Source organism: Actinoplanes regularis, from assembly GCF_900188005.1.
Lineage (GTDB): Bacteria > Actinomycetota > Actinomycetes > Mycobacteriales > Micromonosporaceae > Actinoplanes > Actinoplanes regularis.
The window spans coordinates 23012-42380 of sequence record NZ_FZNR01000011.1; the positions used below are offsets into that span (position 1 = coordinate 23012).

Below are 19369 nucleotides of genomic sequence, written 5' to 3' on the forward strand. Positions count from 1 at the left end.
GCCGGACCGGCCGGGAACCATCGGCGGGCTTCGCGCGACTATGGGGACATGGCGTGTGAGCGGTGGCGCGAGATGCTGTCGGCGCAGCTGGACGGTGAGGACGACCCGGCCCTGCGGCCGCTGGTCGACGAGCACCTGGCCGGCTGCGCAGGGTGCCGGGCGTGGCTGGACGCGGCCGCGGCGGTGAACCGGCTGACGCGTACCGCGAAAGTGCCGGACGTGCCGGATCTCAGCGCGGCGATCCTGGCCGCCCTGCCTCCGGCGGCGAAGTCGATGAGATCGGCGGGGCCGGCTGAGCCGAGGTGGCGTCGTCTCCCGGTCGAGGGCCTGCTGTGGGTGGCGCTCGCGCTGGTCGGCGCGGTGCAGATCATCCTGGGGCTGGCGCAGATCGGTGGGGCGTCCGGTGCCGGGCACGTGCACCTCGGGGGGTCCGTGGCGGGGCACGTCTGGAACGAGTCGGCCGCGTGGAACGTCGCCGTGGGCGCCGGGTACCTCTTCATCGCGCTGCGGCGGACCCGGCCGGTCGGGCTGGTGCCGATGCTCACCGCGTTCGTCGGGATGCTGCTGCTGCTCTCCGTCAACGACCTGACCGGCGGCCGGGTGGACGTCGCCCGGCTGGTCGGCCACGGCTTCGTGATTGCCGGATATCTGCTGGTGGTGGCCCTGTCCAGGGGTGTCGGCGGGTCGATGCGACCGCCCGGATCGCGGGTCGGCACCGGCTGGCGCTTCGACGGCGGGGCCGGGGACGAGGAGTCCGAGGCGCAGGTGGCGCGGCGGCCGGGCCTGCGGCTGGTCCCGCCGTCCGGCCCGTTGACCGCGCGTCTCAGCGAGTCCGAGCGGCGCGGCGAGGTGCGCTATCGGAAGCCCGAACGCGAAGTGGTTGTCCGCAAAACGCATCGGGCTGCCTGAGCCTCAGCGGGACGGCGGGCGGACGGACAGCTCGCGCCACTCGTCGGGCCCGTTCAGCAGGGCCCGGACCATGTCGAGAGCGGCGTCCTCGCTGTCGAACTCGAAGAAGTGGGACGTGCCGTCGGAGCCGCCGGCGCGCTGCTCGACATACCACTGGTCACCGTTGGTGCGGAGGTAGACGTCTTTCCGCGCGAGGCGTCCCCATTTGCCGTTCCACCAGTGCTTACGCTGCTCCATCCCGGCACTGTATCGAACATTTGTTCGAACCGTGCCGGGAGGGCGGATCTTTTTCAGCGGGTCAGCGCGGAGGCTCCTGGCGGCGCTGCAGGACGTCGTCCACGGCGCTGCCGTACACGTGGCCCTGCGCCTGGGTGCCGTGGCCGGAGGCCTGCGCCTGGGCGACGAGCGCGTCGCGGATCTCGGTGAGCAGCTTGATCTCCTCGCTCGGCGCCTTCGGCGGCGGCTCCTCGCCGCGACGGCGACGCTCAGCAAGCATGTTGAGCGGGTAGACGACCAGGAAGTAGAGCACCGCGGCCGTCAGCAGGAAGGTGATCACCGCGTTGATGAACGAGGCATAGTCGAACGGCACTTTGCGGATGTAGAACGTGCCGGCCGCGCCGCCCGAGCCACCGCCAATCAGCTGGATCAGCGGCTTGAGGAAGCCATTGGTCAAGGTGGTGACCACGGTACTGAAGGCGGCGCCGATGACCACACCGACGGCGAGGTCGACGACGTTGCCGCGCATGATGAAGTCTTTGAAGCCTTGGAACATTTTGCCCACGAGCACACTCCTGGAAGCCGGGAACCTAATCCGGCAACGGATGCCCATTGCCGGTCGGCGACAAACTACGCCGACCGGTACGTATCTCGAACGTCAGGCGGATCAGTCGAGAGCGGGCGCCTGTGCGCTGACCGCCTCGTCGACCGTCTGGTAGGTGTGCAACACCTCGACCAGACCACTCACCTCGAGGATGCGCAGCACGCCCCGCTGCGGCGCGGCCAGCCGAACCATGCCGCCGGCGTCGTCGGTGCTGTTCTTCGCCCGGACAAAAACGGACAGCCCGGTGGAGTCGCAGAACGACACCTCGGCCAGGTCGAAGACCAGCCTGGTCCGGCCCTTCTCCAGCAGGTCGCTGATCTGGTCCTGCAGTTGCGGGGCGGTGGCCATGTCGAGCTCACCGGCCACCGACACGACGACCATGTCACCGCGCTGTTCGGTCTGCACCGTCAAGGACATTCGGGACCTCCTGTTATTGCTGAACGGTACTCCACGTGCCGGGGGATGCGCGGGGTGGGACGGCGGCCTTGACCACGTCCGTTATTTGGTCTACAGCAATTAACGGACATCCTGATGGTAAAGTCCGGCCGTCGCGCACGGATGGTGTGGTCTGGAGGCAACAGTGGCGCTGAGTCCAGAGGAATCAGGCCGCTTGGCGGACCTGCTCAAGGAGCATGCCGACGGGTTGGTCGGCCGATGGGCCGAGCTGGTCGGCGTCACTCTGCAGGGCCGGATGACCCGACCGGAACTGGAGCGGCAGACCAGGGAACTGCAGCGGGGCTTCCAGCAGGCGTTCGCCGCGGGCGCCCGGGACCTGGCCGATGAGGAGGCCGCCGAGCTGCGTGCCCAGCTGGGCGAGCTGTCCGCCACCCGGGCGCGGCAGGGCTTCTCCGCCAACGAGACCGCTGTCAGCGTGTTCGCGTTCAAGCAGGTCCTGTTGGGGATCCTCGGTGACGCGGCCGACGTCCAGACCCTGCGCGACTACGTGGCCTTCACCGCCTTTGTGGACCAGGCCGCGCTGCTCACCTTCGACACTTTCGTGCGGGTCCGCGAGGCTCTGATCGCCGACCAGGCCGAGCAGTTGCTCGAGCTCTCCACACCGGTGGTGAAGTTGTGGGAGGGCGTGGTGGCCGTCCCGCTGGTCGGCACGCTCGACTCGGCCCGCGCCCAGGTGGTGATGGAGCGGCTGCTGCAGACCCTGGTCGACACCGGCTCGCCGTACGCGATCATCGATATCACCGGTGTCCCGGCGGTGGACACCCAGGTGGCCCAGCACATCCTGAAGACCGTGGTGGCCGCCCGCCTGATGGGCGCCGACTGCGTCATCTCCGGGATCCGGCCGCAGATCGCGCAGACCATCGTCGCGCTCGGCATCGAGTTCGGCGACATAGCCACCAAGGCCTCGCTGGCCGACGCCCTGCGCTACGTGCTCGGAAAGAACAGCTACAAGGTGGTCGTGGCCAAGCGGACGGAGCGCTGACGTGGAACGCGTCCCGGTCCTGAAGATCGGTGACATCCTCCTGGTCTCGATCCAGATCGACATGGAGGACCAGACCGCCCTCCAGCTTCAGGAAGACCTCGCCGAGAAGATCGTGGCCACCGGCTGTCACGGCGTGATCATCGACATCAGCGCACTCGACATCGTCGACTCGTTCGTCGGCCGGACCCTGGCCACCATCGCGGCGGTCTCCCGGGTGCTGGACGCCGAGACCGTGGTGGTCGGCATGCGCCCGGCGGTGGCGATCACCCCGGTCGAGCTGGGGCTGTCGCTGCCCGGGATCCGGACCGCGCTCAACGTCGACCTGGGCATCGAGATGCTGGCGTTCAGCCGGGACGGGGCTTGGGCCGAGGACGCCGAAGACGACGAGAATGAGGCCGACCCGGCAGCGGTACCCACGCCGTGAAAGAGGAGCCCCGACGGATCCCGGTCGCCACCGACCAGGACGTGGTCCGTGTCCGGCAGCTGGTGCGCACCGTCGCGGTCGAGGCCAAACTCTCCCTGGTGGACCAGACCAAGCTGGTCACCGCGGCCAGTGAGCTGGCTCGTAACACCCTGGTCTACGGCGGTGGTGGCATCGTCGAGGTGTACGGGGTGCGCAACGACTTCAGGGCCGGCATCCGGATCGTCTTCGCCGACGAGGGGCCGGGCATCGCCGACCTCGAACTGGCCCTCACCGACGGCTACACCACCGGTGGTGGGCTGGGGCTGGGGCTGAGCGGCGCTCGCCGGCTGGTCGACGAGTTCACCATCGAGACGGCGGTTGGCCAGGGCACGACGATCACCGTGACCAAGTGGTGCCGATGAATGGAGAAACGGTGGCGTCCGTACCCGACGGGCTCCTCGGCGAGGGGGTCTGGTTCCGGGTGGAAGCCGCCGGGACCGCAGCGGCCGTACGTCGTGCCGCGGAGCGCCTCGCTACCGAGCTCGCCATGCCGGACCGCCGCATCGCGGACCTCGCGATCGTCGCCGCGGAAGCAGCGGGAAACCTGGTCAAGCATGCCCAGCAGGGCGTCATGCTGGTCCGCGCGGTCCGCACCCCGGAGCATGCCGGCGTCGAGTTGATCGCGATCGACAGCGGGCCGGGCATGGCCGATGTGCGGCACGCGTTCGGCGACGGGCACTCCACCGCCGGAACGCTGGGCATCGGGCTCGGCGCGATCCAGCGCCAGGCCAGCCGTTGGGATCTGCACTCGGTGCCCGGCAAGGGGACGGTCCTGGCCGTGCAGGTCTGGCCGTCCGGCCCACCGGAGCCGGCCTGGGCGGCCGGGCTGACCCGGCCGATCACGGGTGAGACGGTGAGCGGAGACGTGGTCGTGGCGCGCGAGGCCGGCGGCCGCCGGCAGCTGCTGGTCAGTGACGGGCTGGGACACGGCGGGCTGGCCGCGGCCGCCTCCCGCGAGGCGGCCCGGATCTTCCGGCAGGCCGAGGCGGCCGGGCCGGCGGTGGTGGTCGAGGCGCTGCATCGTGCACTCGGCCACACCCGTGGCGCCGCGCTGGCCGTGGCCGAGCTCGATCCGGAGGCCGGCCTGGTCCGGTACGCGGGTCTGGGCAACATCTCCGGCACGGTGTTCGGCCCGGACGGCACCCGGCGCGGCATGATCTCGATGCCCGGCATCGCCGGGCATCAGCGCCGCCAGGTCCGGCAGTACGACTATCCGCTGCTCCCGGGCGCCGTCGTGATCATGCACAGCGACGGGGTGGTGGACCGCTGGAACCCGGCGGAATATCCGGGCCTGCTGACCCGCTCGCCCGAGGTGATCGCCGGTACCGTGCTGCGTGACGCCGGGACGCGCCGGGACGACGCCGGTTTGCTCGTGGCCCGGCTGCCGTGACCATGATCGAGCCGCTGATGCGCATGCGCCTGCGGGTCGAGCAGGACGTCTTCACGCTCCGGCAGCTCGGCCGGGAGGTAGCCCGCGCGGTCGGGCTGGAGTCGCAGGACCAGACCCGGCTGGCGACCGCGCTGAGCGAGGTGGGCCGGGTGCTGCTCGGTGAGGGCTCGCATGCGGAAGTGACGTTCACGCTGGAGCCGTACGGGGTACCGAGCCTCCGGGTGACAATGGCTCATTCGGTCGAGGGTGGAGCGTCCCGGCTGGCTGAGCAGTTGCAGCAGGTCGGCCGCCTGGTCGACACGATGGAGGTCGATGATGGCGGTTCCGGCACGACGATCCGGATGGCGCGGCGCCTGCCGCCCGGCGCACCGGCCCTGACCGCCGCTCGGATGGACGAGATCCGCGCCGGGCTGGGCCGGCATGTGCCGGGCAGCCCGCTGGACGAGTTGGCTGTGCAGAACCAGCAGCTCATCGCCGCCCTGGACGAGGTGCGCGCGCAGCGTGACGAGCTGGCCCGGCTGAACGCGGAGCTGGAGGAGACCAACCGCGGCGTGATGGCGCTCTACCACCAGCTCTCCGAGGAGCTGGAGGAGACCAACCGCGGCGTGGTCGCGCTCTACGCCGAGCTGGACGAGAAGTCGGTGCAGTTGCGGGCGGCCAGCGAGGCGAAGAGCCGGTTCCTGGCCAATGTCAGCCATGAGCTGCGCGCCCCGGTCACCGCGATCATCGGGCTCGGCCGGCTGCTCACCGATTCCTTCTCGGACCCGCTCACCGAGGAACAGGACCGTCAGGTGGGTCTGATCCGGACCTCGGCGAGCGACCTGCTGACCCTGGTCAACGGCCTGCTCGACCTGGCCAAGGCGGAGGCCGGCCGGATCGAGCCGAACTGGTCCGAGGTCGATCTGAAGGTCGTGTTCGGGCAGCTCCGCGGCACCCTGCGCCCGCTCGCCACCCGGCCCGAGGTGGATTTCGTGGTGGACGAGCCGGCCGTGCCGAGCGTGCGTTCGGACGAGGTGCTGCTCGCCCAGGTGCTGCGCAACCTGCTGACCAACGCGCTCAAGTTCACCGAGGCCGGCTCGGTGCGGTTGAGCGTGCGGCGGGCCGGGGCCGCCGTCGAGTTCACGGTCGCGGACACCGGCACAGGCATCGCCCCGGAGCTGCAGGAACGTATCTTCGAGGAGTTCTACCAGGTGCCGGGCAGCAAGCCGGTCAGTGGCCGGGGCACCGGCCTGGGCCTTCCTTACGCCCGTCGGCTCGCCGGGATCCTGGGCGGCGGCCTACGGGTCGATTCGACTCCCGGCACGGGTAGTACGTTCACGCTCCAGCTGCCGGTCGAGCCATGACCCCGGCCACCATCCTGGTCGTCGACGACAGCGCCACCAAGCGGTACCTGCTGGTCAGCTGGTTGACCCGGGCCGGGTTCACCGTGGTCGAGGCGGAGACCGGCGGTGAGGCGCTACGCAAGCTGGCCGCCGAGGACGTCGAGGCCGACCTGGTCGTGCTGGACGTGAAGCTGCCGGACATGAGCGGTTTCGAGGTCTGCGAAAGGATCAAGACCGATCCGGGGTACGGCGTGCTCCCGGTGATCCACGTGTCCGCCCACGCGGTCGACGTGAACGACCGTACCCAGGGGCTGAACCGGGGCGCGGACGCGTACCTGGTGGAGCCGATCGAGCCGGACGAGCTGATCGCGACCGCGCAGGCGGTGCTGCGTTACTACCGGGCGCGCCAACGGGCCGAGCTGCTCGCCGCCCGGATGGTCCGGCTGGCCGAGACCACACTGGCGATCAACTCGGCGTCCACACTGCCGGCCCTGCTGGAGGCGGCCGCGCTGGGTGCGGCGGACATCTTCGGTGCACCGGTCGTGGTGGTCGCGGAGACGTCCGAGGGGGAGAGCCTGGCGGCGACGGGGCCGCCCCCGGTCGTACGCAGATGGGCGGTTCCGCGGCACCGCGTAGCGGTGGGTTCGCTGGTCCGCACGGACGAAGCGGCCGACTGGGACGTGGTGGACTGGCCGGAGGGTGAGACCGTCGCGGTGGCCGCCGCCCGGCTGCGGGCCGACCGGCCGCCGGTCTACGTCGCGGTCTCGGGCAGCTCGCAGACGCCCGGCTTCCCGGTGTTGCGGCAGCTCTCCCAGGCGGTCGCGGCCGCGGTGGAGGCGCAACGGTCGTTCGACGAGGAGCACCGGATCGCGGTCACCCTGCAGCGCAGCCTGCTGCAGTCGAGACTGCCCGAGGTGCCCGGCGTCGAACTGGCCGTGCGGTACGAGCCGGCCGGCGCGCAGACCGAGGTGGGCGGCGACTTCTACGAGCTGACCGTGCTGGACGGGAAGCTGCTGGTGGCGATCGGGGACGTGGCCGGGCACTCGCTGCACGCGGCCACGGTGATGGCCGAGCTGCGGCACGCGGTCCGGGCGTACGCGGTGGAGGGTCACCCGCCGGCCGCCGTGCTGGAGCTGGCGAACAGGTTCATGCGGACCGTGCTGCCGGCCGACTCGGCGACGCTCTGCCTGTTCACGCTCGACCCGGCGAACGGCCGGATCCGGATGGCCTCGGCCGGTCACCTGCCACCGCTGCTGCATGTCGACGGTGAAGTGCGGTTCCTGTCGCCGCGTGGCGCGCTGCTCGGTCTGGACGCGCCGCCGCGGGCCGAGCTGGAGTTGGAGCTGCCGCCCGGCGGCACGCTGGTGCTCTACACCGACGGCTTGATCGAGCAGCGGGACGCGGACATCGACGAGGGGATGCGTGCGCTGGCCGCCTGCGCGGCCGAGGTCGAGCCGGATCTCGACGACTTCTGCAGCCGCCTCCTGACCCGCCTGGGCGGGTCAGGAGAACAGGCTGACGACATCGCGGTGGTCGTGCTGCGGCGCGACGTCTCCGCTTAGAACCTCAGAAGATTCTGGTAACCGCTGCCGATCCGCCCGGCAAGACGGGACCGTATCGTCCCTCCGTTCCGGTCCTTCCATGACATCGCTCCTCAGAGCACCTGGAAAGGGACACCGATTCTCCCGGTACGGACGTTGTCCGCACCGGGAGAGATCAAACGGTGCGTCAGGCGCCCGCCGCGCCGACCGTGTCCAGGATCCAGGCCAGAACGAAGGCCTCTTCCTTCCACGAGTCGTAACGGCCGCTCGGGCCGGCGTGCCCGGCCCCCATCTCGGTCTTGAGCAGGAACTGCCCGTCCGGGACGACCGCGCGCAGCCGGGCGACCCACTTGGCCGGCTCGTGATAGAGCACCCGGGTGTCGTTGAGGCTCGTCACCGCCAAGATCTTGGAGTACGGCAGCTTGGTGACGTTCTCATATGGACTGTACGACTTCATGTACGCATAGACCTCGGCCGACTCGAGCGGGTTGCCCCACTCCTCCCACTCGGTCACGGTGAGCGGCAGGGACGGGTCGAGGATCGAGGTCAGCGGGTCGACGAACGGCACCTCGGCGACGATCCCGGCGAACGCCTCGGGGGCCAGATTGGCGACCGCGCCCATCAGCAGGCCACCGGCCGAGCCGCCGCGGGCGACCAGCCGGTCGGCGGCGGTCCACCGGTTGCGGGCCAGCGCCTCGGCGCAGGCCACAAAGTCGGTGAAGGTGTTCTTCTTGGTCAGCAGCTTGCCGTCCTCGTACCACCGGCGGCCCATCTCGCCGCCGCCGCGGATGTGCGCGATCGCGAAGACCACGCCCCGGTCGAGCAGGGAGAGGCGGGCGATCGAGAAGTACGGGTCGATGCTGTGCTCGTAGGAGCCGTAGCCGTAGATCACGGCCGGGGCGGAGCCGTCGCGGACCATGCCCTTGCGCGCCACGATCGAGATCGGGATCCGGGTGCCGTCCGAAGCCGTCGCCCAGTCGCGGAACTGCTCGTAGTCGGCCGGGTCGTAGCCGCCCAGCACCGGCTTTCGCTTGCGCAGCGTCATCACGCGGGTGACCAGGTCGACGTCGTAGACCGAGTCGGGGACGACCAGCGAGGTGTAGGTGATCCGGACCGAGGCGGTGTCGTACTCCGGGTTGCCGGAGAGGCCGACGTTGTAGAGCGGCTCCGGGAAGGTCATGTCGTACGAGTCCGTGCTGCCGTCGCACATCACCCGCAAGCCGGTCAGGCCGTCCTTGCGCAGCGTGATCACGATGTGCCGGGCGAACGCGTCGACCGACTCCAGCCGTGTGCCGGACTGGTGCGCGACCAGTTCGACCCACTCGCCCGGGGCGTCGACCGAGGTGTAGGCCAGTGCGAAGTCCTCGGCGTCCCGGTTGTGCAGGATCAGGAACCGGTGGCCGTGGTGCTCGATCTGGTACTCCACACCCTGCTGCCGCTCGGCGATCAGCGTCGGCTCGGCGCTCGGGGTGTTGGCGGGGATGACGCGTACCTCAGAAGTGATCTTGCTTTGGGCGTCGATCACAATGAACTTCTCGCTGCGGGTCAGCTCGACGCCGACCCAGAAACGCTCGTCCCGCTCGTGGTAGACGACCAGGTCGTCCCGGTGGGACTCGCCGATCATGTGCCGGTGCACCCGGTCGGGGCGCCAGGCCTCGTCGACCGTGATGTAGAAGAGCGCACTGCCGTCGGCCGACCAGGCGCTGCCGTAGAACGTGTCCGGGATCTCGTCGGCCAGCACCTCGCCGGTGCGCAGGTCCTTCACCCGGAGCGTGAATCGCTCGTCGCCGTCGAAGTCGGTGGAGTAGGCCAGCCAGTTGCCGTCGGGGCTGACATCGAACGTGCCGAGCGCGAAGAACTCCTTCCCCTCGGCGAGCACGTTGCCGTCGAGCAGCACCTCCTCGCCCGGGCGGTCGTCGTCCATCGGCGGGGTGGTCTCGCCCGGGCGGACCGGGACGCGACACTGGATGCCGTACTGCTTGCCCTCCTCGGTGCGGGTGTAGTACCAGTACCCACCCTTGTGGCTGGGGACCGACAGGTCGGTCTCCTTGGTCCGGTCCTTGATCTCCTGGAATAGCCTTTCGCGCAGGTCGGCGAGGTGCGCCGTGGCCGCTTCGGTCCAGGCGTTCTCCGCTTCCAGGTGGGCGATCGTCGCGGGGTCCTCCTTGTTCATCAGCCAGGCGTACTCATCGGTGACCGTGTCACCGTGATGGGTGCGCTCGGAGGGGGCCAGGCGGGCCGTCGGTGGGCCGGCGGGCGATTCGATCGTCACCCGAACCACGTTACCGGCGGATCGGTCCGGGGTGAGTTTGTTACACACCCGGACCTCGCCTATTAGAACATGTGTACGATGTGCCAGAGTGGACGATCTTCAGGGATCCCGCTTGTCAGTGACTCAGCTCTGCGCTCCGGTCTGGTGGGGAGGCTTCGGACGTGACGGATTCCCTTCTCGACGCGCTCGTGGACATCTGCGGCCCCGACTTCGCGCGACCCGCGCGGTCGGTGGATCAGGTGGGTGGGCGGCGCGCCGGCTACGTCGCGGTGCCGGCCACCGGGCGCGCCGCCGCGGCGACGCTGCGGCTCGCCGCGGAGCGCGGGCTCAGCGTCCGGGCGCGCGGTTCCGGCAGCAAGATCGATTGGGGTACGCCCCCGGCCGGGCTGGACATCATCGTCGACACCGGCCGGCTCAACGGGATGTGGAATCACCACGGTCCGACCGCCGTCGTCGCGGCCGGGACACCGGTCTCGGCGGTGCAGGCGGCGCTGGCGCTGCAGGGCCGGCGGCTGGCGGTCGATCCGCCGTCGCCCACCGCCACGATCGGCGGGATGCTCGCGGTCAACGAGGCGGGCCCGCTCGCGCACCGGTTCGGCAGCCCGGCCGACCAGACCCAGGCGGTCACCTATGCGGAGGCGTCCGGCGCCGAGTGGGAGTCGGACGGGGAGGACGGACGCCCCGGGATCGCCGAGATCGAGGGCGTGATCACCTCGGCGGTGCTCCGGGTCCACCCGTTGCCCTCGGCACGCCGCTGGGTCGGCCGGGCGGTGACCACTCCGGCCGGCGTGGCCGAGCTGGTCGAGCAGGCGGTGGCACAGGATCTCGAGCCGAGCGCGATCGAGGTCGACCTGCCCGGCGTGGCCGAGGGCACGGTGGCCGTGCTGCTGGAGGGCGACGCGGAGTCGGTGACCGGCCGCTCGGCGAAACTGGCCCAGGTGTGGGGCGCCGAGGCGGTCCTGGCCGAGCAGGGCCCGCCCTGGTGGGGGCGGTATCCGTTCGGGTCGGGTGACGTCGCGGTGCGGATCTCGGTGCGGCCGGAGGGGCTGCGGCCGGTGACGTACGCGTTGCGTGACCTCTGCGGTGCACCGGTGCCGCTGCGGGGATCGGCGGGGCTGGGGGTCGTGCACGCGGTGCTTCCGTCGGGCCTGCCGGCGTGGCGGGTGACCGAGATCGTCGGCGGGGTGGAGCAGGTGCTGCTGGCTCGCGGCGGCAAGATCGTGCTGGTCTCCGCGCCGGAAGGGCTTGCCGCTCAGCTGGAGATGGCCGAGCCCCGCGACCTGTTCTGACCGCGCCGGATCGGCTGGGGACGGCCGCGCTGGATCGGCTGGGAACGGCGCCGGATCGGCTGGGGACGGCGGCGCCGGATCAGCCGGGGGTGGCTGGGCCGGATCAGCCGGGGGTGGGCAGCAGCGCCGCGGTCCTGGCGGCCAGATGGCGGCCCAGGCGGGCGACGTCGCCGACCGCGTAGGTCAGGTAGGCGAACTGGCCGACTTCGCGCACCCCGGTCAGGACCAGCTCGTCCACCCGGATCTTGTGCCGCAGCATCGGGGTGCCACTGCCCAGCACGGCCGGCGCGATGCCCAGGATGATCTCGTCGAGCAGGCCCTCGGCGGCGAACTGGGCGACCAGGTTGCCGCCGCCGGCCAGCCACACGTTCTTGCCCTGCGCGGCGACCAGCATCGCCTCGTGCACCCGGCGGACGTCACCGCTGATCATGAAGACATTGGAGTCCGGGACCGGCGGCAGGTCGCGGTGGGTGAAGACCCAGCAGGGCACGTCACCGTACATGTCGTGCCAGTTCTGCGGCTCCTCCAGGAGATTGTCGTTCTCCAGCACCCACTCGTAGGTGGTCGCACCCATGGCGAACGCGCCGACGTCGGCGAAGAACTCGCCGAACGGGTTCTCCGTGCCCTCGTCCACCTCGAAGAGCCAGTCCAGCGAGTTGGTCTCGTCGGCGATGTAGCCGTCGATGCTGGTGGCGGTGTAGTACTGCGTCTTCGCCATGTCCACACGATGCCACGCCGGAGGTGACGAAAAGGGCAGATCTCTCAGGCTGGTGGACCGACCCGGTAGGTCAGGTTGGCGAACTGACCGAGGCGGCTCACCGAGGTCAGGGTGAGGCGTTTCGAGGTGAGGCGACGTGGCAGCAGAGGGGCGCCCGAGCCGAGCGTCGCCGGTGCCACCCCGAGGAACAGCTCGTCGAGCAGGCCCGCGTCGGCGAACGACCCGACCAGCTCGCCGCCGCCGACCAGCCACACGTTCTTCCCCGCGGCGGCCGCGACCATCTCGCGGTGGACCGGGGCGACCTCACCCCGTACAAAAGTCAGTTTTGCGCCTGGAATACGCGGCAGCTCGCGGTGCGTGAAGATCCATGCCGGGGTGTCGCCGTAAGGCGACAGCCACTTCTCCGGCTCCTCCAGGGCGTTCTCGTGGGCGAGCACCCACTCGTAGGTCGTCGCGCCCATCGCGAACGCGCCGACTCCGGCGAAGAACTCGCCGAACGGGTGCTCGTCGCCGCCCTCGACCTCGAAGAGCCAGTCCAGCGAGTTGGTCTCGTCGGCGATGTAGCCGTCGATCGTGGTCGCGGTGTAGTACTGCGTCTTCATGGATCCGACCCTGCCACCGCGGTACGACAATTTCAGGCGTCGTTGCGCAGCACCAGGATGGCGATGTCGTCCCGGGGCTCCTCCACCGAGAAGTTGATCGTGGTGGAGCGCAGCCGCGCGGCCATCGCGTCGGCCGGATAACCGCCCAGCGGCGCGGCGGCCTCCCGGAGCCGGGCCGAGCCGAACAGCTCCCGCCCGCGGCGCCGCTCGGTCACCCCGTCGGTGTAGAAGATCAGCGAGTCGCCCGGACCGAGCGTGACTTCGACGTTCGGAGAGGTGATCGTCTCCAGCAGACCGAGTGCCGTGCCCCCCTCGCCGACGAACGAGGTCCTGCCGTCCGCCCGCACCAGCACCGCCCGGTCGTGGCCGGCCAGGTGCAGACAGACGCTGAGCCGGCTGTCCGGCTGCCGGGTCACCGACGCCATCGCGAGCGTGCAGTACCGCCCGCCGCCGCGCTGCACCAGCGTGCGGTTGACCCGGTGGAGGATCTCGCTCAGCGACTTGCCGTCGTCGACCAGGATCCGGATCACGTCGCGGACCAGCCCGGTCACCGTGGCCGCCTGGACGCCCTTGCCGGAGACGTCGCCGACCACGACCAGCCACCGGTCGTCGCCGAACGGCATCACGTCGTAGAAGTCGCCGCCCACCTCGGAGCCGGTCGGAACATACTCAGCGGCGAAGCCGATGCCTTCGACGTGCGGCAACGCCGGCGGCAGGAGCGAGGCCTGCAGGGTGCGCGCGACCGTCCGCCGCTCGTCGTGGATCCGCGCGTTGTCGATGGCCAGCGCCGCCCGGCGGGCCACGTCCTCGAGCACGGCCACCTCGTCGGCGTCGTGCCGGTGCTTGGCGTGCCGCCCGACCGCCAGCGTGCCGAGCCGGGCGCCCCGGGCGACCAGCGGCACGGCGAAGCCCTCCAGCGGTGCCCCGAACATCACCTGGGTGCCCAGCCGGGACGCCTCCTCCAGCCGGGCCAGGAGCGACTCCGGGCCGGACTCGGCGAGCGTGGCGTGCAGCTGGGCCAGCGCGGACTCCTCCGCATGGGTGGCCGCGGCCAGTTGTAGCCGGCCCCAGGCGTCGGTGGTGTGCACCGCGCACCACTGGCCGAGCCGGGGCACCACGAGCTGCGGGATCAGCGCCATCGTGAGGTTGACGTCGAGGGATTGGGCGAGCAGCTCGCTGGCCTCGGAGAGGAACGTTATCCAGGTCTGCCGGCGCACGTCGGTGCGGCGCAACCGGTCGTTCTCCAGGTGCAGCGAGAAGCGCTCGGCGACCATGACGGCGAGGGACTGGGCGTACCCGACCGGGGCGGCGTCCAGCTCCAGCTCGCCCGAGTACGGGCGGTGCACGGTCAAGGGGATCCGGATGGTGTCCGCGTTGTCGCGCGGGGCGCGGCCGTACCGGGCGAGCAACTGCCGGCCCATCCCGTCGCCGCGGTCGACCCGCAGCACGCCGCCGGCCGCGCCGGTCAGCCGGGCCAGCCGGGAGAGCAGGTCGGCGGCCATCTCGGTGAGGTCGGTGAGCCCCTCCTCGGTCTGCCGGTCCGAACCGCCGCGCAGCAGGCCGGTCAGCGCGCCCAGGCTGGGCGCGTCGGCCGGGGCCGGGACCCGGGTCGCGTCCCCGCCCGGAACGTGGTGGTCCAGGTGGAACCAGACGCCCTTGCCGTCGCCCTCGTGCACGGTGCCCCACCGGCTGGCGAAGTGGTCGACCAGCAGCAGGCCGCGCCCGCGTTCGGCGACCTCGCCGATGTCCGGACTCTCGTTCTTCGGGCCGACGGCGAGCTGCTCGACCGGGCCGGGAGCGAAGTCGGTGACGGTCACGGTCAGGCCGGTCGGGTCGGCGGTGACCTCGATGTCCAGGTCGGTGTTGGCGTGCACGACCGCGTTCGTGGAGAGCTCCGTGGTCAGCAGCAGAGCCTCGTTGAGCAGGGTGTCCAGCCCGCTCTCCTCCAGCACCGAACGGACCAGCGCGCGCGCCGCCGCCGGGGTCCGCCGATCGTTGGGCAGACGGGCCCGGCGCACGAGGGTGCCGGACGACGCTCCCGACGGGACATTCGTCCTGGTTCCTACCTCGGCTGACACAGCATGCATCCTCTCGCGTGAGCCGGTGTCTGCACAAAGTCGTCTCTCGCATTGACCGGGTCGAGCGAGGGAGGATAGGTAACCCCGGCGGTTGGACAGCGAGTGAGGACAGCATGACTGCGGCCAAGGAAGCCAGCGTCGGCGGGCCCGACGAGACCGTTCTGCTCGGTGAGCTCGCCGACGCGCTGCGGCGTGTCCAGCGCGGCGATCTCAAGGTCCGGCTGCCCCGCCGAAGCGGGCCGGCCGGCGCGGTGGCGGAGGCCTTCAACGAGGTCGTCTCGCTGCAGGAACGGCAGAATCTCGACCTCCGCCGGATCAGCCGGATCGTCGGGCTCGACGGCCGGCTCACCGAGCGTCTGGACGAGGAGGGCCTGGACGGCTCCTGGGCGGACAGCGTCCGCTCGATCAACTCGTTGATCGACGACCTGGGCCGCCCCACCACGGAGATCTCCCGGGTGGTCGGCGCGGTGGCCGAGGGCGATCTGTCCCAGCACATGGCACTGGAGATGGACGGTCGACCACTTCGAGGTGAATTCCTGCGGATCGGCCGGACCGTGAACACCATGGTCGACCAGCTCTCGTCGTTCGCCGACGAGGTCACCCGGGTGGCCCGCGAGGTGGGCACCGAAGGCGAGCTGGGCGGTCAGGCGGACGTCCGCGGGGTGGCCGGCACCTGGAAGGACCTCACCGACTCGGTGAACACCATGGCCTCCAACCTGACCCACCAGGTGCGGTCGATCTCCCAGGTGGCGACCGCGATGGCCCGCGGTGACCTGTCGCAGAAGATCACCGTTTCGGCCCGCGGCGAGGTCGCCGAGCTCTCCGCCACCATGAACGGGCTCACCGACACCCTGCGGCTCTTCGCCGAGCAGGTCACCCGGGTGGCCCGCGAGGTGGGCACCGAGGGCAAGCTCGGCGGTCAGGCCGAGGTGCCGAACGTGGCCGGGACCTGGAAGGACCTCACCGACTCGGTGAACTCGATGGCGTCGAACCTGACCAGTCAGGTGCGGAACATCGCGCAGGTCTCCACCGCGGTCGCGAAGGGCGACCTGTCGCAGAAGATCACGGTGGCCGCGCAGGGCGAGATCCTCGAGCTCAAGGACACCGTGAACACCATGGTCGACCAGCTCTCGTCGTTCGCCGACGAGGTCACGCGCGTGGCGCGCGAGGTCGGCACCGAGGGCCGGCTGGGCGGTCAGGCCCAGGTCCGCGGCGTCTCCGGTACGTGGCGGGACCTCACCGAGAACGTCAACCAGCTCGCCGCGAACCTGACCGCGCAGGTGCGGAACATCTCGCAGGTGTCCACCGCCGTGGCGAAGGGTGATCTGTCGCAGAAGATCACGGTCGACGCGCGTGGCGAGATCCTGGAGCTGAAGAACACCGTCAACACGATGGTGGACCAGCTGTCGTCGTTCGCCGACGAGGTGACCCGGGTGGCCCGTGAGGTCGGTTCGGAGGGCAAGCTCGGCGGTCAGGCCCAGGTCAAGGGCGTCTCCGGTACGTGGCGCGACCTGACCGACAACGTCAACTACATGGCGTCGAACCTGACCAGTCAGGTGCGGAACATCGCCTCGGTCACGACGGCCGTGGCGAAGGGTGATCTGTCGCAGAAGATCACGGTCGACGCGCGTGGCGAGATCCTGGAGCTCAAGTCCACTGTCAACACGATGGTGGACCAGCTGTCGTCGTTCGCCGACGAGGTGACCCGGGTGGCCCGCGAGGTGGGCACCGAGGGCAAGCTCGGCGGTCAGGCGCAGGTCCGTGGGGTCGCCGGCACGTGGCGCGACCTGACCGACAACGTCAACTCGATGGCGTCGAACCTGACCAGTCAGGTGCGGAACATCGCGCAGGTCTCCACAGCCGTGGCGAAGGGTGATCTGTCGCAGAAGATCACGGTCGACGCGCAGGGCGAGATCCTGGAGCTGAAGAGCACCGTGAACACGATGGTGGACCAGCTGTCGTCGTTCGCCGACGAGGTGACCCGGGTGGCCCGTGAGGTCGGTTCGGAGGGCAAGCTCGGCGGTCAGGCCCAGGTGCGCGGGGTCGCCGGCACGTGGCGCGACCTGACCGACAACGTCAACTACATGGCGTCGAACCTGACCAGTCAGGTGCGGAACATCGCCTCGGTCACCACGGCCGTGGCCAAGGGTGATCTGTCGCAGAAGATCACGGTCGACGCGCGTGGCGAGATCCTGGAGCTCAAGAACACCGTCAACACCATGGTCGACCAGCTCTCGTCGTTCGCCGACGAGGTCACGCGGGTGGCCCGTGAGGTCGGTTCGGAGGGCAAGCTCGGCGGTCAGGCCCAGGTCAAGGGCGTCTCCGGTACGTGGCGCGACCTGACCGACAACGTCAACCAGCTGGCCTCCACGCTCACCATCCAGCTGCGCGCCATCGCCGAGGTGTCCACCGCCGTGACCCGGGGTGACCTGACCCAGAGCGTGGCGGTCGAGGCCCAGGGCGAGGTCGCCGAGCTCAAGGACAACATCAACCAGGTGATCGTGACGCTCCGCGACACCACCAAGACCAACGCGGAGCAGGGCTGGCTCGACTCGAACCTGGCCCGGATCGGTGGCCTGCTGCAGGGCCAGCGGGACGTCGGCGAGGTCTGCCGCATGATCATGACCGAGGTGACCCCGCTGGTGGACGCGCAGCTCGGCGCGTTCTTCCTGGTCGACAACGAGGAAGCGGTGACGCGCCTGCGGTTGGCCGCGGCGTACGGCTACGTGGCCCGCGACCACGAGGTGACGTTCGGGCCCGGTGAGGGGCTGGTCGGCCAGGCCGCGGTCTCCCGCCGCACCATCCGGGTCCGGGCGACCCACGACGGCATCCTGACCATGCGGTCCGGGCTGCTCGCGATGCCGCCGAGCGACCTGGTGGTGCTGCCGGTGCTGTTCGAGGGCGAGATGCTCGGCGTGATCGAGTTCGCGTCGGTGGCCGCCTTCTCCGGCCTGCACCTGACGTTCCTGGAGCGGTTGGTGGCGACGATCGGGGTCGCGCTCAACACGATCCAGGCGAACCGCCGTACCGAGGAGTTGCTGGCCCAGTCGCAGCGGTTGGCCCGGGAGATGCAGGACCAGTCGGCCGAGTTGCAGCGCACCAACGCCGAGCTGGAGGACAAGGCCAAGCTGCTGAGTGAGCAGAAGGCCAACATCGAGCTGAAGAACCGGGAGATCGAGCTGGCCCGCCTCGGCCTCGAGGAGAAGGCACAGCAGCTGTCCCGGGCCAACACCTACAAGTCCGAGTTCCTCGCCAACATGAGCCACGAGCTGCGGACCCCGTTGAACTCGTTGCTGCTGCTGGCCCGGTTGCTGGCGGACAACTCCGACCAGAACCTGACCGGCAAGCAGATCGAGTTCGCCCGGACCATCCACAGCGCCGGCACCGACCTGCTCTCCCTGATCGACGACATCCTGGACCTGTCGAAGATCGAGGCCGGCCGGATGGACGTCGAGCCGGACGTGGTCGATTTCGACGGCATCCGCAGCTACGTGGAGCAGGCGTTCGTACCGCAGGCCGAGGAGAAGGGCCTGCGCCTCGAGGTGGAGCTCGCCCCGGACCTGCCGGATTCGATCGTCACCGACCCGCAGCGGCTCCAGCAGATCCTGCGCAACCTGCTCTCCAACGCGGTCAAGTTCACCGACAACGGCGCGGTGACGCTGAGCATCTTCGCCGCGTCCCGGGAGACGGACCTGGACGTGCCGTCGCTGGTCTCGTCGCGGCAGGTGGTCGCGTTCGCGGTGCGGGACACCGGGATCGGCATCTCGGACGAGAAGCTGGCGATCATCTTCGAGCCGTTCCAGCAGGCCGACGGCACCACCACCCGTAAGTACGGCGGTACCGGCCTGGGCCTGTCGATCAGCCGGGAGTTCGCCGCGCTGCTCGGCGGCACCATCGCGGTCCGCTCGGTACCGGGCGAGGGCTCCACCTTCACGCTCTACATGCCGGAGGCGCTGACCCTGGACACGATCCCGATGCCGGCCCTGCCCGCGGTGCCGGCCAAGGCGGTCTCGGTCCGGCCGATCGCCTCGCCGCTGGACATGCCGCTGATGGAGATGCCGTCGCTGGTCCAGCCGCACCGGGAGGAACCGGCGGCGCCGCACCCGGCCGGCCGGCAGCTGGACGGCGCCACCGTGCTGATCGTCGACGACGACGTCCGCAACGTATTCGCCCTGACCAGCGCCCTGGAGATGCACGGCCTGCACGTCCTCTACTCCGACAACGGGGTGGACGGCGTGCGCATCCTGAACGAGCATCCGGAGGTGGACATCGTGCTGATGGACGCGATGATGCCGGATCAGGACGGCTACGAGACCACCCGGGGAATCCGACGCAATCAGCGTTTCCGGGACCTACCGGTAGTGTTTCTCACGGCGAAGGCGATGCCCGGTGACCGGGAGTCGGCTCTCGCCGCCGGAGCGAGTGACTACATCACCAAGCCAGTCGACCTGGACGAGCTCATCGAGCTGATGGCGCGCTGGGTGAACGCCGAGGAGACCACCGAGCCCGATCGGGGCTGAGCGGTGG

The 19369-nt window shown here is 70.2% G+C and carries 16 protein-coding genes; 9 read left to right on the plus strand and 7 right to left on the minus strand.

Annotated elements, in window-relative coordinates; all coding sequences use genetic code 11:
* Positions 1–48 precede the first annotated feature (48 nt).
* Complete coding sequence (locus CHC09_RS26325) at positions 49–909, plus strand: zf-HC2 domain-containing protein (RefSeq protein ID WP_089295889.1); 861 nt, start codon at positions 49–51, stop codon at positions 907–909.
* A gap of 3 nt (positions 910–912) precedes the next feature.
* On the opposite strand, the gene CHC09_RS26330 is transcribed toward CHC09_RS26325, so the two are convergent.
* From CHC09_RS26330 to CHC09_RS26340, 3 genes are all read right to left on the minus strand, one after another.
* On the minus strand, positions 913–1146 hold the full coding sequence (locus CHC09_RS26330) for a hypothetical protein (RefSeq protein ID WP_089295890.1): 234 nt from the start codon (positions 1144–1146) through the stop codon (positions 913–915).
* A 61-nt stretch (positions 1147–1207) separates the two neighbouring features.
* Positions 1208–1681, minus strand: coding sequence for a large conductance mechanosensitive channel protein MscL (gene mscL, locus CHC09_RS26335; RefSeq protein ID WP_089295891.1), 474 nt, complete (start codon positions 1679–1681; stop codon positions 1208–1210).
* Positions 1682–1792: 111 nt separating this feature from the next.
* Complete coding sequence (locus CHC09_RS26340; RefSeq protein ID WP_089295892.1) at positions 1793–2146, minus strand: STAS domain-containing protein; 354 nt, start codon at positions 2144–2146, stop codon at positions 1793–1795.
* A 163-nt stretch (positions 2147–2309) separates the two neighbouring features.
* Here CHC09_RS26340 and CHC09_RS26345 point away from each other — a divergent pair, with 163 nt between their 5' ends.
* From CHC09_RS26345 to CHC09_RS26370, 6 genes are read left to right on the plus strand one after another with little or no spacing between them, the layout of a single operon-like run.
* The gene (locus CHC09_RS26345) at positions 2310–3167 is read left to right on the plus strand and encodes an STAS domain-containing protein (protein ID WP_089295893.1); all 858 of its coding nucleotides are present in this window, start codon (positions 2310–2312) and stop codon (positions 3165–3167) included.
* Between the two features lies 1 nt (position 3168).
* Positions 3169–3591: an STAS domain-containing protein gene (locus CHC09_RS26350; RefSeq protein WP_089295894.1), complete on the plus strand. Its 423-nt coding sequence runs from the start codon at positions 3169–3171 to the stop codon at positions 3589–3591.
* Positions 3588–3992 carry an ATP-binding protein gene (locus CHC09_RS26355; RefSeq protein ID WP_089295895.1) on the plus strand — a complete coding sequence of 135 codons (405 nt, stop codon included), beginning with the start codon at positions 3588–3590 and terminating at the stop codon, positions 3990–3992. The genes CHC09_RS26350 and CHC09_RS26355 overlap by 4 nt, the downstream gene beginning before the upstream one ends.
* A complete protein-coding gene (locus CHC09_RS26360; RefSeq protein WP_089296089.1) occupies positions 3989–5020 on the plus strand; it encodes a SpoIIE family protein phosphatase in 1032 nt (343 codons plus the stop codon). The genes CHC09_RS26355 and CHC09_RS26360 overlap by 4 nt, the downstream gene beginning before the upstream one ends.
* A 2-nt stretch (positions 5021–5022) precedes the next feature.
* On the plus strand, positions 5023–6363 hold the full coding sequence (locus CHC09_RS26365) for a sensor histidine kinase (protein ID WP_089295896.1): 1341 nt from the start codon (positions 5023–5025) through the stop codon (positions 6361–6363).
* Positions 6360–7904 (plus strand): fused response regulator/phosphatase, encoded by a 1545-nt coding sequence (locus tag CHC09_RS26370; protein ID WP_089295897.1) that lies wholly within the window; start codon positions 6360–6362, stop codon positions 7902–7904. Before CHC09_RS26365 ends, CHC09_RS26370 begins: the two co-directional genes overlap by 4 nt.
* Before the next feature lie 166 nt (positions 7905–8070).
* Here CHC09_RS26370 and CHC09_RS26375 read toward each other — a convergent pair whose 3' ends face one another.
* A complete protein-coding gene (locus CHC09_RS26375; protein WP_089296090.1) occupies positions 8071–10155 on the minus strand; it encodes a S9 family peptidase in 2085 nt (694 codons plus the stop codon).
* Between the two features lie 161 nt (positions 10156–10316).
* On the opposite strand from CHC09_RS26375, the gene CHC09_RS26380 reads away from it, so the two are divergent.
* On the plus strand, positions 10317–11444 hold the full coding sequence (locus CHC09_RS26380) for an FAD-binding oxidoreductase (protein ID WP_089295898.1): 1128 nt from the start codon (positions 10317–10319) through the stop codon (positions 11442–11444).
* Positions 11445–11547: 103 nt separating this feature from the next.
* Here CHC09_RS26380 and CHC09_RS26385 read toward each other — a convergent pair whose 3' ends face one another.
* The 3 genes from CHC09_RS26385 to CHC09_RS26395 are packed head-to-tail and all read right to left on the minus strand — an operon-like array spanning position 11548 to position 14842.
* Complete coding sequence (locus tag CHC09_RS26385; protein WP_089295899.1) at positions 11548–12162, minus strand: dihydrofolate reductase family protein; 615 nt, start codon at positions 12160–12162, stop codon at positions 11548–11550.
* 44 nt (positions 12163–12206) lie between these two features.
* On the minus strand, positions 12207–12764 hold the full coding sequence (locus CHC09_RS26390) for a dihydrofolate reductase family protein (protein ID WP_089295900.1): 558 nt from the start codon (positions 12762–12764) through the stop codon (positions 12207–12209).
* 32 nt (positions 12765–12796) lie between these two features.
* Positions 12797–14842, minus strand: a complete 2046-nt coding sequence (locus CHC09_RS26395) for a SpoIIE family protein phosphatase (protein ID WP_089295901.1) — start codon at positions 14840–14842, stop codon at positions 12797–12799.
* Positions 14843–14955: 113 nt separating this feature from the next.
* On the opposite strand from CHC09_RS26395, the gene CHC09_RS26400 reads away from it, so the two are divergent.
* Entirely contained in the window at positions 14956–19362 is a 4407-nt protein-coding gene (locus CHC09_RS26400) for a HAMP domain-containing protein (protein ID WP_089295902.1), read from the plus strand.
* Positions 19363–19369 lie beyond the last annotated feature (7 nt).

Bases quoted from the DNA above. Each gene is read 5' to 3' on its own strand.
- CHC09_RS26385 (WP_089295899.1), bottom strand. From the start codon at position 12,162: ATGGCGAAGACGCAGTACTACACCGCCACCAGCATCGACGGCTACATC.
- CHC09_RS26330 (WP_089295890.1), bottom strand. From the start codon at position 1,146: ATGGAGCAGCGTAAGCACTGGTGGAACGGCAAATGGGGACGCCTCGCG.
- CHC09_RS26370 (WP_089295897.1), top strand. From the start codon at position 6,360: ATGACCCCGGCCACCATCCTGGTCGTCGACGACAGCGCCACCAAGCGG.
- CHC09_RS26340 (WP_089295892.1), bottom strand. From the start codon at position 2,146: ATGTCCTTGACGGTGCAGACCGAACAGCGCGGTGACATGGTCGTCGTG.
- CHC09_RS26365 (WP_089295896.1), top strand. From the start codon at position 5,023: ATGATCGAGCCGCTGATGCGCATGCGCCTGCGGGTCGAGCAGGACGTC.
- CHC09_RS26325 (WP_089295889.1), top strand. From the start codon at position 49: ATGGCGTGTGAGCGGTGGCGCGAGATGCTGTCGGCGCAGCTGGACGGT.
- CHC09_RS26390 (WP_089295900.1), bottom strand. From the start codon at position 12,764: ATGAAGACGCAGTACTACACCGCGACCACGATCGACGGCTACATCGCC.
- CHC09_RS26360 (WP_089296089.1), top strand. From the start codon at position 3,989: ATGAATGGAGAAACGGTGGCGTCCGTACCCGACGGGCTCCTCGGCGAG.
- CHC09_RS26400 (WP_089295902.1), top strand. From the start codon at position 14,956: ATGACTGCGGCCAAGGAAGCCAGCGTCGGCGGGCCCGACGAGACCGTT.
- mscL (WP_089295891.1), bottom strand. From the start codon at position 1,681: ATGTTCCAAGGCTTCAAAGACTTCATCATGCGCGGCAACGTCGTCGAC.